This is a genomic window from Pseudomonas sp. PvP028, assembly GCF_017832255.1.
GTDB lineage: Bacteria > Pseudomonadota > Gammaproteobacteria > Pseudomonadales > Pseudomonadaceae > Aquipseudomonas > Aquipseudomonas syringae.
This window is the reverse complement of the sequence record NZ_JAFIBL010000001.1, coordinates 442,501-454,375: the sequence shown is the minus strand read 5'-3', so window position 1 is coordinate 454,375 and position 11,875 is coordinate 442,501. Positions and strand designations below refer to the sequence as shown.

The 11,875-nt window shown below is 58.9% G+C and carries 12 protein-coding genes (1 of these 12 cut by a window edge); 9 read left to right on the top strand and 3 right to left on the bottom strand.

The genetic code is table 11. The annotated features are described in order from the left end of the window. Positions 1–3: 3 nt before the first annotated feature. Both JOE34_RS02075 and JOE34_RS02070 read right to left on the bottom strand, forming a co-directional pair. The gene (locus JOE34_RS02075; RefSeq protein ID WP_003317715.1) at positions 4–348 is read right to left on the bottom strand and encodes a pentapeptide repeat-containing protein; all 345 of its coding nucleotides are present in this window, start codon (positions 346–348) and stop codon (positions 4–6) included. A gap of 100 nt (positions 349–448) precedes the next feature. Next, a complete protein-coding gene (locus JOE34_RS02070; RefSeq protein ID WP_024661340.1) occupies positions 449–1,987 on the bottom strand; it encodes a bifunctional aminoglycoside phosphotransferase/ATP-binding protein in 1,539 nt (512 codons plus the stop codon). Positions 1,988–2,117: 130 nt separating this feature from the next. Here JOE34_RS02070 and mrcB point away from each other — a divergent pair, with 130 nt between their 5' ends. The 3 genes from mrcB to JOE34_RS02055 are packed head-to-tail and all read left to right on the top strand — an operon-like array spanning position 2,118 to position 5,517. Beyond that, the gene (mrcB, locus tag JOE34_RS02065) at positions 2,118–4,439 is read left to right on the top strand and encodes a penicillin-binding protein 1B (RefSeq protein ID WP_003427455.1); all 2,322 of its coding nucleotides are present in this window, start codon (positions 2,118–2,120) and stop codon (positions 4,437–4,439) included. Between the two features lie 17 nt (positions 4,440–4,456). Beyond that, positions 4,457–5,188 carry a hypothetical protein gene (locus JOE34_RS02060; RefSeq protein ID WP_251007349.1) on the top strand — a complete coding sequence of 244 codons (732 nt, stop codon included), beginning with the start codon at positions 4,457–4,459 and terminating at the stop codon, positions 5,186–5,188. Then, positions 5,188–5,517: a YqcC family protein gene (locus tag JOE34_RS02055; RefSeq protein ID WP_010415321.1), complete on the top strand. Its 330-nt coding sequence runs from the start codon at positions 5,188–5,190 to the stop codon at positions 5,515–5,517. The genes JOE34_RS02060 and JOE34_RS02055 overlap by 1 nt, the downstream gene beginning before the upstream one ends. 11 nt (positions 5,518–5,528) lie before the next feature. Here JOE34_RS02055 and JOE34_RS02050 read toward each other — a convergent pair whose 3' ends face one another. After that, positions 5,529–5,945, bottom strand: a complete 417-nt coding sequence (locus JOE34_RS02050; protein ID WP_010415317.1) for a DUF4124 domain-containing protein — start codon at positions 5,943–5,945, stop codon at positions 5,529–5,531. A gap of 397 nt (positions 5,946–6,342) precedes the next feature. Between JOE34_RS02050 and JOE34_RS02045 the strand changes: the two genes are divergently transcribed. The 6 genes from JOE34_RS02045 to msrQ all read left to right on the top strand — a co-directional run. Continuing rightward, positions 6,343–8,067, top strand: coding sequence for an acetolactate synthase 3 large subunit (locus tag JOE34_RS02045; RefSeq protein ID WP_003317709.1), 1,725 nt, complete (start codon positions 6,343–6,345; stop codon positions 8,065–8,067). A 2-nt stretch (positions 8,068–8,069) separates the two neighbouring features. Further along, positions 8,070–8,561 (top strand): acetolactate synthase small subunit, encoded by a 492-nt coding sequence (gene ilvN / locus JOE34_RS02040; protein WP_002552075.1) that lies wholly within the window; start codon positions 8,070–8,072, stop codon positions 8,559–8,561. Between the two features lie 47 nt (positions 8,562–8,608). Then, the gene (ilvC, locus tag JOE34_RS02035) at positions 8,609–9,625 is read left to right on the top strand and encodes a ketol-acid reductoisomerase (protein WP_003427449.1); all 1,017 of its coding nucleotides are present in this window, start codon (positions 8,609–8,611) and stop codon (positions 9,623–9,625) included. 146 nt (positions 9,626–9,771) lie between these two features. Beyond that, positions 9,772–10,617, top strand: a complete 846-nt coding sequence (pssA, locus tag JOE34_RS02030) for a CDP-diacylglycerol--serine O-phosphatidyltransferase (protein WP_003317706.1) — start codon at positions 9,772–9,774, stop codon at positions 10,615–10,617. 69 nt (positions 10,618–10,686) lie between these two features. Continuing rightward, on the top strand, positions 10,687–11,700 hold the full coding sequence (gene msrP, locus JOE34_RS02025) for a protein-methionine-sulfoxide reductase catalytic subunit MsrP (RefSeq protein WP_010415271.1): 1,014 nt from the start codon (positions 10,687–10,689) through the stop codon (positions 11,698–11,700). After that, positions 11,700–11,875 carry the start of a protein-methionine-sulfoxide reductase heme-binding subunit MsrQ gene (gene msrQ, locus JOE34_RS02020; RefSeq protein WP_010415268.1) on the top strand. The gene runs 457 nt beyond the window's last position, so the window shows 176 of its 633 coding nt (coding positions 1–176); it begins with the start codon at positions 11,700–11,702; the stop codon falls past the right edge of the window. The genes msrP and msrQ overlap by 1 nt, the downstream gene beginning before the upstream one ends.

Genomic DNA, 11,875 nt, shown 5'->3' with positions numbered 1-11,875 from the left:
GTATCAGTGGGTACGGTAGCGCAGGCGCGTGCCGAAATTCACCGACATCAGGATCTCGTCAGCCGAGAGTTCGGCCGGGAAGAACACCCCTGAAATCTGTGCGTGAGCGATGCTCGCACCTTCCATCGGCGTATTGCGCAGGTCCAGGCCGCGAAGGTCGGCAGAGCGAAAATAGGCGTCGGTGAAGTCAATGCCGGCTGTGTCCAGCTCGCGCAGGTCCAGCCCTCTGAAGTCGCCCCCGACCATGTCGATGGTGCCGGTTCGTGGTTTCTCTTGATTGAAACCTTCGACGTCATCTTTGCGCAGCAGCATATAAAGCGGTGAGTCGATCTGTTTGGGGTGGCTCATGATGGCCTCGGACATGTCGTTGCGTTGGAATTATGGCGCCAGTATATCGCCATCATCTTGAGGCCGTGAAGCATTAACCGCTCAACGGCCATGCGTCTGTTTAAAGGCCCGGCAGGCGCTGACGCAGGTTGTCGATAAGGCTGTCCAGGTCGCTGCTGACGTTGGTTGCAACCTTCTTGCTGCGCAGGATTTCGTCGGCGCCTAGCGGCTCGCGACTGGCCTGCTGAGCCTCGATGACTTCCAGTGTGGCGTCGGAGGGGTCGTTGTTCTGTGCCTGACGCTGCGCAAGCCAGCCAGCGATCACTGCCTGTGGTGCTTCGCAATCCAGAATCAGGAACGGTACACCGGTGTTTTCCGCAATCTTTGCCGCCGCATCGCGTTGCTCGCGCTTCAGGTAGGTCGCATCGATTACCACCGAGAAGCCCGCGCGCAGGGTTGCGGAGGCCAGCTCATGCAGGCGGGCATAAGTTGCGCTGCTGGCTTGCGCGTCATACAGATCCTGGCCCTGGCCGGCAAACAGGCGCTTGCGCTCTACGTCCGAGCGCAGGCGGATGGCGCCCAGCGATTCCACCAGACGCATTGCTACGTGGCTTTTGCCGACGGCAGAGACACCGTGGGTAATCGTCAGAAACGGCGAAGGGATAGCGCTGTAGCTCTCGGCCAGATTGGCATAATTGCGGTACTGACGAAGCGTCGCCGCGCGCTGCAAACCGTCGGCATTGGCCGGCTGGGTAAACAGTGCCACCTTGGCGCGTACCATTGCGCGATAAGCCTTGTAGAAGTTCAACAGCTCAAGGCCTGCGTAGTCGCCGGTGACTTCCAGATACTGACTGATCAAGCGCCGCGACAGCGATTTCAGGCCACGGTCCTCAAGGTCCATTGCCAGAAAGCCGATGTCGGCGTAGACGTCGGTTTTGCGGAACGGCTCGTTGAACTCGATGCAGTCGAACAGTACGACCTTGCCGTCAATCACCGTTGCGTTGCCCAGATGGATGTCGCCATGGCATTCACGGATGAACCCGTCGGCCTTGCGGTGAGCCAGCAGCGGCTTGAGTCGCGCAAAGCTCGACTCTGCCCACGCCTGCAGGGCATCAAGCTGTGCCAGGTCGGATTTTTCGCTCAGCAGCGGGCGAATCTGCTCGAAATTCTGTACCACCGGGGCCATCACGCTGTCAGGCGAGCCGAGTTCGCTTTCGGCCCCGACCTGCGGTGAGGTCAGGTGAAAGCCGGCAATCTGGCTCGCCAGTTCGTCGATGTGCGCAGTCGTCACTTCACCGTTGGCCTGCAGCGTGCTCAGCAGACCATCCTGCGAGAACTGCTTCATCTTCAGCGCGTACTCGATGGCTTCGCCGTCGCCGCCCAGTTGTGGCGCGTTCTCTGTGCCAGTGATCGGCAGGACTTCGATGTAGAGGTCGTCGGTCAGACGTTGATTCAGGCGCAACTCTTCTTCGCAGAAATGCTTGCGCAGGGCCAGCGTGGTGAAATCCAGAAAGCCGAAGTTCATCGGCTTTTTGAATTTGTAGGCATACGGACCCGTCAGCAGCACCCAGGAAATGTGCGTTTCGATGACCTGGAAACTCTCCACCGGATGGGGGAAGAGGGCAGGGTTCTGCAGGGCAGCAATCAAAGACTGGCTCACGGTCGATCCTTCAGGAATGTGTTCAAAATGTAAGTACACGATGCTGCCATTATGGCCGCTTGGCGCGAGGCTGCAAACCGCTGGCTCGGGCGTCTGTCGATCCTCGGTAAAGTGCGTATAATCCGCGCCCATGACTCGATCCCGCACCTCTCGTTCTGCAAAAAAACAACCTCCCCGCAGCCTTAACAAGTGGCTGGGCTGGGCGTTGAAGCTCGGTATTGTCGGCCTGGTTCTGCTCGGCGGCCTGGCCATTTATCTCGATGCAATCGTCCAGGAAAAATTCTCCGGCAAGCGCTGGACCATCCCGGCCAAGGTCTATGCACGGCCGCTGGAGCTGTTCGTCGGACAGAAGCTGAGCCGCGATGACTTTCTCATCGAACTGGACGCCTTGGGCTATCGCCGCGAAAGCGTGGCGAACGGTCCCGGTGCCGCAGCGGTGAACGGCAATACCGTCGACCTCAACACGCGTGGTTTTCAGTTCTACGAAGGCACTGACGCAGCGCAGCAGGTGCGCGTGCGCTTTTCCGGTGACTACGTAGCTGACTTGTCTTCGGGCAATGGTGCAAAGCTTGCGGTGGCGCGGCTTGAGCCGTTGCTGATCGGCGGCTTGTACCCGAAGAACCTGGAAGACCGGATTCTGATCAAGCTGGATCAGGCGCCGCCCTATCTGCTCGACGGGCTGGTAGCGGTCGAGGACCGGGATTTCTATCACCATTTCGGCGTGTCGCCCAAGTCCATTGCCCGGGCGATCTGGGTCAATACCTCGCAGGGGCAGATGCGCCAGGGCGGCAGTACGCTGACCCAGCAGTTGGTCAAGAACTTCTACCTGACCAACGAACGCAGCCTGACCCGCAAGCTGACCGAAGCCATGATGGCCGTTTTGCTGGAGATTCATTACAGCAAGCAGGAAATCCTCGAGGCCTATCTCAACGAAGTGTTCGTCGGGCAGGACGGCCAGCGTGCTGTTCACGGTTTCGGTCTGGCCAGTCAGTATTTCTTCAGCCAGCCGCTGTCCGAACTGAAAATCCATCAGGTGGCGATGCTGGTCGGTCTGGTCAAAGGGCCGTCCTTCTACAACCCGCGTCGTAATCCGGAGCGTGCTCTGGAGCGTCGCAATCTGGTGCTCGATCTGTTCGAGCAGCAGGGTGTCGCCACGCCGGAAGTGGTTGCCGCTGCGAAGAAAATGCCACTGGGTGTGACCAAGACCGGGACCCTCGCCGACAGCTCGTTCCCGGCGTTCCTGGATCTGGTCAAGCGTCAGCTGCGCGAAGACTATCGCGACGAAGACTTGACCGAAGAAGGGCTGCGGATCTTTACCAGTTTCGATCCGATCCTGCAGATGAAGTCCCAGGCTGCCATGGACGATACGTTCAAGAAGCTCGCCGGGCGCAAGGGTTCTGATGAGGTGGAGTCGGCCATGGTCGTCACCAACCCGGAAACCGGCGAAGTGCAGGCGTTGATCGGTGGGCGTGAGGCCGGGTTCTCGGGCTTCAACCGGGCGATCGACGCGGTTCGGCCGATCGGCTCGCTGGTCAAGCCGGCTATTTACCTGACGGCACTCGAACGGCCAAGCCAGTACACCTTGACCAGCTGGATCGCCGACGAACTGTTCCAGGTCAAGGGCGCCGATGGCCAGATCTGGAAACCGCAGAACTACGATCACAAGTCACACGGCAATATCTTCCTGTATCAGGGGTTGGCGCATTCTTACAACCTGTCGACCGCCAAGTTGGGTCTTGAGCTGGGCATTCCAAACGTGTTTAAGACGCTGGCCAAGCTGGGTGTGACGCGCGAATGGCCGACCTATCCGTCGATGCTGCTGGGTGCGGGTGGCTTGAGTCCGATGGAAGTGGCCACCATGTATCAGACCATCGCCAGCGGCGGGTTCAATACGCCGATGCGTGGTATTCGCAGCGTGCTCACCGCTGAAGGCGAGCCGCTCAAGCGTTATCCGTTCCAGATTGAACAGCGCTTCGATCCGGGTGCCATATACCTGGTACAGAATGCGATGCAGCGGGTCATGCGCGAAGGTACAGGCAAATCTGTTTACAACGTGTTGCCGAGCTCGTTGAATCTGGCGGGCAAGACCGGCACCAGTAACGACTCGCGCGACAGCTGGTTTGCCGGGTTCAGCCAGGACCTGCTGGCCGTTGTGTGGATGGGTCGCGACGACAACGGCAAGACACCGTTTACCGGTGCCACCGGTGCCCTGCAGGTCTGGACCAGTTTCATGCGCAAGGCCGGTCCGCTGCCGCTGGACATGGCGATGCCGGACAACGTCGTTCAGGCGTGGGTCGATGCGCAGACCGGTCAGGGTTCGGATGCAAGCTGCCCGAATGCCGTGCAGATGCCGTATATTCGCGGCAGTGAGCCCCAGCCTGGCGCGACATGCGGCGGCGCTCCGGCACCTGCCACTGAGGTGATGGACTGGGTCAAGGGTTGGTTGAACTAGGCAATCGAGGTTTTGAAGTGAATAAATGGTGGATTCCAGCTTTAACGGCACTGGCCTTGCTGAACGGCTGCGCCAGTGTGGAACGCGGCTCGATTCCGGTCGTGGATTCGAGCTCCAAGGTGTCCAACGGCGAACGTGCGGCAGCTTCGCGTCGCACCAACACCGCTCCGGTGCAACAGCAGCCGCAAGCTGTACCGCAGGACTCGGGCGTGGTGGTGATGGTGCCGGGCGCGGGTGGCGCTGATGCAGGACAGAGTTATTCTGCGCCCGCCATTCAGGCACCGTTCAGTGTCAACACTCCGCCTGTCGATGCCGCTCCTGTCAATCAGGCCCCGGTCAGTCAGGCTCCCGCGAACAACAGTTACAGCATGCCGGCCGCCTCTGCCCCGACCGGAATTCCGTCCAGCGGTGGCGGTCTGTCAGAGGACGAGCAACTTGACGGGCCTGTACTGGCATTGCTCACCACTGCACAGCAACAGCAGACCAGTGGCGATCTCAACGGCGCGTCGTCCAGTCTCGAGCGTGCGCAGCGGGTTGCACCGCGCGAGCCGCAAGTGCTTTATCGTCTGGCTCAGGTGCGTCTGGCTCAGGGCGATGCGGCCCAGGCCGAGCAACTGGCACGTCGTGGTCTGACTTACGCCAACGGGCGCACCAGCCTTCAGGCCAGCCTGTGGGGATTGATCGCTCAGTCACGCGAAAAGCAAGGTGATGCGGCCGGTGCTGCCCTGGCTCGTCAAAAGGCTCGCTGATGGACGGACGTTTGCCTGAGGTTGCCGAGCAGCTGTTGTTGATAGAGCGCGAGTTGCGCTTGCTGGGCTGGTGGGATGCGACACCGCCCAGCGAGCAAGCGCTCGCCAGTCAGGAACCGTTCAGCGTCGATACCCTGGAGTTCGCCCAGTGGCTGCAATGGATTTTCCTGCCGCGGATGAAGGTCATCCTTGAGCGCGACCTGCCATTACCCAATGCGTCCGGCATTCTGGAAATGGCCGAGATGGTCTATGCCGGGTGCATGACTGAAACCCGGCAACTGCAAGCGCATCTGGCGCGGTTTGACCAGCTGATTACAGCAGCGCGCTGATCGGCGCGCTTCTAGCGGCAGTACTCGCTGATAGCCCTGTTGGTTTCTTCGATACGCGTCTTGCGGTTCTCATCCGTAAGGCGCCTTGATTCCCCTCCAACCTGCTCGCGTACGCGCGGATTGTTCTGTAACTGCGCAAGATTGGTGCGTAAGGTTTCGCAATTTTCCGCGCGCTTGGCTTCCTGAGCCTTCACCTGGCTTTTGACTTTCTGGTCAATCTCGCGTTGCTGCGCAGCCCCGTCGTCCGCGGGCATGCCCGGTGCGGCAGCAGGTGGCGGTGTCTGCACATTGATTTCCTGCACCGGCTGGCCAGTGGGCGGCTGGGCATCAAAGTGCGTCACGCCCTGGGCATCCACCCACTTGTAGATCGAGGCGGCCTGGCTGGCTGCGCTGATGGCCAGCGCGGCGGCGAGAATCATCCAATGCATGTCGGGTCCTTGAAAGTCTGTGCATGCAGAAAGCTACCATAACAGTGCATTTCAGTCCGAAACGGTGCGATTTCACTCGTCGGGTGTCAAGAAAGCGCACGGATCGCTTGACTTGAAGGGGGGGAATCACAACAATCCAAAGTTCGCTGTAGAAGGACTGCCAGAAGCAGACCCTCTCGGTAGATCATGAGGCGCACACCCGCGCCGACCTGTAACACCCGCAACGCGTTACCTCGCGCTGGGTGGGAATGTTCCGCAACACTCAGGGACCTCCCAATACTTGCTCAGTCAGTGCTGACGTAGTCGGCGACCACCGTCGCTCATGCTCTGCTGGCAGTAAACCTATTAAGACCCGTCCCGGAGTGGGCGGTATTCTGGCGTTTTAGAGGTGAACAACGTGGAGCTTTTATCTGGCGCTGAAATGGTCGTCCGCTTTTTGCGTGACGAAGGCGTTGAGCATATCTATGGGTACCCCGGTGGTGCCCTCCTGCATGTCTACGATGCCCTGTTCAAAGAACCGGCGGTGAGCCACATCCTTGTTCGCCACGAGCAGGCTGCCACGCACATGGCCGATGGCTATGCGCGGGCTACCGGCAAGGCGGGCGTGGTGCTGGTGACCTCGGGTCCTGGTGCAACCAATGCCATCACCGGTATCGCTACGGCGTACATGGACTCCATTCCGATGGTGGTCCTGTCCGGTCAGGTAGCCAGTACGCTGGTGGGCACCGACGCGTTCCAGGAGACCGACATGATCGGTATCTCCCGGCCGATCGTGAAGCACAGCTTCATGATCAAGCACCCGTCGGAAATCCCGGAAATCCTGAAAAAGGCTTTCTACCTGGCGCAGTCCGGTCGTCCGGGTCCGGTGGTCGTCGATATTCCGAAAGACATGACCAACCCGGCCGAGAAATTCGAATACGTCTTCCCGAAAAAAGCCAAGCTGCGCTCCTACAGCCCGGCGGTTCGTGGCCATTCCGGTCAGATCCGCAAGGCTGTCGAGATGCTGCTGGCTGCCAAGCGCCCGATCGTCTACGCCGGTGGCGGGGTGATCATGGGCAATGCTTCGGCGCAACTGACCGAACTGGCGCAACTGCTCGATGCACCGGTAACCAACACCCTGATGGGGCTTGGTTGCTATCCGGGCACGGATCGTCAGTTCGTCGGCATGCTCGGGATGCACGGTAGCTATACCGCCAACCTCGCGATGCACCATACCGATGTGATCCTGGCAGTCGGCGCGCGCTTTGATGACCGTGTCATCAACGGCGCCAGCAAGTTCTGCCCGAACGCCAAGATTATCCACATCGATATCGACCCGGCTTCGATCTCCAAGACCATCAAGGCCGATGTGCCTATCGTCGGTCCTGTCGAAAGCGTGCTGACCGAAATGGTCGCCACCTTGAAAGAGATCGGCGAGACACCCGACAAGGCATCCGTTGCCGCGTGGTGGAAGCAGATTGACGAGTGGCGCGGTACGGGTGATCTGTTCCCGTACAACCGTGGCGATGGCACGGTCATCAAGCCGCAGGCCGTTATCGAAACGCTGTGCGAAGTTACCAAGGGCGACGCATATGTCACCTCGGACGTCGGTCAGCATCAGATGTTCGCTGCGCAGTACTACCGCTTCAACAAGCCGAACCGCTGGATCAACTCGGGTGGTCTGGGCACCATGGGCTTTGGCTTCCCGGCGGCGATGGGCGTCAAGCTGAACTTTCCGGATGCGCACGTCGCCTGTGTGACCGGTGAAGGCAGCATCCAGATGAACATCCAGGAGCTGTCGACCTGCCTGCAGTACGGTCTGCCGGTTAAGATCATTCTGCTCAACAACGGTGTGCTGGGCATGGTCCGCCAGTGGCAGGACATGAGCTACGGCGCGCGTCACTCGCACTCCTACATGGAGTCGCTGCCTGATTTCGTCAAGCTGGTCGAGGCCTATGGCCACGTCGGCATGCGTGTCACGGACCTGAAGGATCTGAAGCCGAAGATGGAAGAAGCCTTTGCCATGACTGACCGGCTGGTGTTCATGGATATTCAGGTCGATGTGACCGAGCACGTCTATCCGATGCAAATCAAGGACGGCTCCATGCGCGATATGTGGTTGAGCAAGACGGAGCGGACATAATCATGCGCCATATCATTTCCCTGCTGCTGGAAAACGAACCGGGTGCACTGTCGCGCGTCGTTGGTCTGTTCTCCCAGCGTAATTACAACATCGAAAGCCTGACGGTTGCGCCGACCGAAGACCCGACCCTGTCGCGTCTGACGCTCACCACCGTAGGTCATGATGAGGTGATCGAGCAGATCACCAAAAACCTCAACAAGCTCATCGAAGTGGTCAAGCTGGTCGACCTGTCGGAAAGCGCTCACATCGAGCGCGAACTGATGCTGGTCAAGGTCAAGGCCACTGGCGCACAGCGGGCCGAAATCAAGCGCACCACGGATATTTTCCGCGGGCAGATCGTCGACGTCACCGCCAGCGTTTACACCGTGCAACTGAGCGGCACGAGCGACAAACTGGACAGCTTCATTCAGGCCATCGGCACCGCCGCTATCCTGGAAACAGTACGCAGTGGCGTAACGGGCATTGCCCGTGGCGACAAAGTGCTGAGCATTTAAATCAATTAAGCAAATGGCCTGCGTGGCCAAGATAACAGGGGATTTCCATGAAAGTTTTCTACGACAAAGACTGTGACCTTTCGATCATCCAGGGCAAGAAAGTCGCCATCATCGGCTATGGTTCGCAAGGCCACGCTCAGGCGTGCAACCTGAAAGACTCCGGCGTTGATGTCACTGTTGGCCTGCGTAAAGGTTCGGCTACTGTCGCCAAGGCGGAGGCTCATGGCCTGAAAGTGACCGACGTCGCTTCCGCCGTTGCTGCTGCCGACGTGGTCATGATCCTGACCCCGGACGAGTTCCAGTCCCAGCTGTACAAGAACGAAGTCGAGCCGAACCTGAAAAAGGGCGCAACACTGGCGTTCTCCCACGGCTTCGCGATTCACTACAACCAGGTCGTGCCGCGCGCTGACCTCGACGTGATCATGATCGCGCCGAAGGCTCCAGGCCACACCGTGCGTACCGAGTTCGTCAAGGGCGGCGGTATCCCTGACCTGATCGCGGTTTATCAGGATGCTTCCGGCAACGCCAAGAACGTTGCCCTGTCCTACGCTTCGGGCGTTGGCGGCGGCCGTACCGGCATCATCGAAACCACTTTCAAGGACGAGACCGAAACCGATCTGTTCGGCGAGCAGGCTGTTCTGTGCGGCGGTACTGTCGAGTTGGTCAAAGCCGGTTTCGAAACGCTGGTTGAAGCTGGCTACGCGCCGGAAATGGCTTACTTCGAATGCCTGCACGAACTGAAGCTGATCGTTGACCTCATGTACGAAGGCGGTATCGCCAACATGAACTACTCGATCTCCAACAACGCCGAGTTCGGCGAGTACGTGACCGGTCCTGAAGTCATCAACGCCGAATCCCGTCAGGCCATGCGTAACGCTCTGAAGCGCATCCAGGACGGCGAATACGCGAAGATGTTCATCACCGAAGGCGCCACTGGCTACCCGTCGATGACTGCCAAACGTCGTAACAACGCTGCGCACGGCATCGAAATCATCGGCGAGAAACTGCGCTCGATGATGCCTTGGATCGCGGCGAACAAAATCGTCGACAAAGACAAGAACTAAGCATTCAGCTTCACAAAAAAACGCGGCCCATCGGTCGCGTTTTTTCGTTATGGGTCAGGCTCTGGTATAAAGCTGCAATTGTTTGCTGGCGAACCCTCGCTGCAGACCTGTGTCGAACCTTTTCATACCGCTGCAAGGTAATCTCCATGAGCGAACGTCCTGAAGAGCCCATCAAGGCCTCTGACGCTGAAAGTCTGCTACCGATCGATGAACATGTAGAAGAAGGGCATGATGCCGAAGGCCGGCAAGTCCGGCATCGCGGTATCTACCTGCTGCCCAACCTGTTTACCACTGCAAATCTGTTTGCGGGCTTCTATTCCATCATCAGCTCCATGAGCGCTCAAAGCGCGATGAGTGCAGGTGATACCGCCGGTGCGAGCAAGTATTTCGCATTCGCTGCGATTGCGATCTTCGTGGCCATGGTGCTCGACGGCCTGGATGGTCGTGTGGCGCGCATGACCAATACGCAAAGCGCGTTTGGCGCCGAGTACGATTCGCTGTCCGACATGGTTGCCTTTGGTGTGGCCCCGGCGTTGCTGGCGTTCGGCTGGGCACTGGGCGACATGGGCAAGGTGGGCTGGATGGTTGCCTTCATCTATGTAGCCGGCGCTGCATTGCGTCTGGCACGGTTCAATACTCAGGTCGGCAAGGCTGACAAACGCTACTTCATCGGCCTGGCCAGTCCGGCAGCGGCAGGTGTAGTGGCCGGCACGGTCTGGGCATTCAGCGATTTCGGGATTCAGGGCTCCAAGCTGTCGTTTCTCGTTGCGTTGCTGGTCGCCGCCGCCGGTATGCTGATGGTCAGCAACATCAAGTACAACAGCTTCAAGGAACTGGACTTGAAGGGGCGTGTGCCTTTCGTTGCGATTCTGGCGGTGGTCTTGGTGTTTGCTGTCGTATTCAGCGACCCGCCGCGCATTTTGCTGCTGATATTCCTCGCTTACGCTCTGTCCGGCCCCATTCAGTATCTATTACGTCGCCGCAAAGCCTAGTCAATGATCTAATTTCCACCATACTCCGTAGTCTATTGGTGCATCAGTTCCCTGGCCTGCGGAGTCATCATGCTAATCAAGCTTCCTTCTGCGTCCGACTCCAAAGAGTCGGACGTCACGCCTGAATCCATTTATCTCTCGCGACGCACACTGCTCGCCAGCTCGCTTGCAGGTCTTGCCGTCACGGCAATGCCGCGATGGGCCGGTGCCGCCGACGCTTCGCGGTATGCCGATGTCGAGCCAGGTAAAGCGCCGGGCTGGTTCGCGGACAAACTGCCTGCGACGAAATGGCAGGCGGTCAACGTCAAGGACGAGGCGATCACGCCGTTCAAGGACGCGACCCATTACAACAACTTCTATGAGTTCGGTACTGACAAGGGCGACCCGGCAAAGAATGCCGGCTCTCTGCAGACCGAGCCCTGGAGTGTCGTGATCGATGGTGAAGTCGCCAAGCCTGGCCGCTATGCACTCGAAGACTTCATGAAGCCTTACCAACTGGAAGAGCGGATCTACCGGTTGCGTTGCGTCGAAGCCTGGTCGATGGTCATTCCGTGGATCGGCTTTCCTATATCTGCGTTGCTCAAGCAGGTAGAGCCGACCTCCAAAGCCAAGTACATCCGTTTCGAAACGCTGCAGGACGCCAAGTCCATGCCGGGTCAGCGCTCTGATTTCGCACTGATCGACTGGCCTTATGTAGAAGGGCTGCGTCTGGACGAAGCGATGAACCCTCTGGCGATTCTGGCGGTGGGCATGTACGGGCGTGAACTGCCTAACCAGAATGGCGCACCGTTACGCCTTGTGGTGCCATGGAAATATGGTTTCAAGAGTGTGAAGTCCATCGTGCGTATCAGCCTGGTCAGTGAGCAGCCGAAGACTACCTGGCAAAGCATTGCGGCAAACGAGTATGGCTTCTATGCCAACGTCAACCCGACTGTCGATCACCCGCGCTGGACGCAGGCCCGTGAGCGTCGCTTGCCGAGCGGCCTGTTCAGCCCGAATCTGCGCGACACGAAGATGTTCAATGGCTATGAAGAAGAGGTGGGTGCCTTGTACGCCGGCATGGATTTGCGGAAGGACTATTGATGCGATATCCGTTTTTGCGTCTGGCTGTATTTCTTGCCGCTTGCATTGCGCCTGTGTGGTGGTTGTACCAGGCATGGATCTTTGCGCTCGGGCCTGATCCCGGCAAGGTCCTTGTGGAGAACTTCGGAGTGGCGACGCTGGTCATGCTGCTGATCACGCTCTCCATGACACCGTT

Excerpts from the sequence above, each read along its gene's own strand:
- ilvC (WP_003427449.1), top strand. The coding sequence starts at position 8,609 with ATGAAAGTTTTCTACGACAAAGACTGTGACCTTTCGATCATCCAGGGC.
- JOE34_RS02050 (WP_010415317.1), bottom strand. The coding sequence starts at position 5,945 with ATGCATTGGATGATTCTCGCCGCCGCGCTGGCCATCAGCGCAGCCAGC.
- ilvN (WP_002552075.1), top strand. The coding sequence starts at position 8,070 with ATGCGCCATATCATTTCCCTGCTGCTGGAAAACGAACCGGGTGCACTG.
- JOE34_RS02055 (WP_010415321.1), top strand. The coding sequence starts at position 5,188 with ATGGACGGACGTTTGCCTGAGGTTGCCGAGCAGCTGTTGTTGATAGAG.
- JOE34_RS02075 (WP_003317715.1), bottom strand. The coding sequence starts at position 348 with ATGAGCCACCCCAAACAGATCGACTCACCGCTTTATATGCTGCTGCGC.
- pssA (WP_003317706.1), top strand. The coding sequence starts at position 9,772 with ATGAGCGAACGTCCTGAAGAGCCCATCAAGGCCTCTGACGCTGAAAGT.
- mrcB (WP_003427455.1), top strand. The coding sequence starts at position 2,118 with ATGACTCGATCCCGCACCTCTCGTTCTGCAAAAAAACAACCTCCCCGC.
- msrP (WP_010415271.1), top strand. The coding sequence starts at position 10,687 with ATGCTAATCAAGCTTCCTTCTGCGTCCGACTCCAAAGAGTCGGACGTC.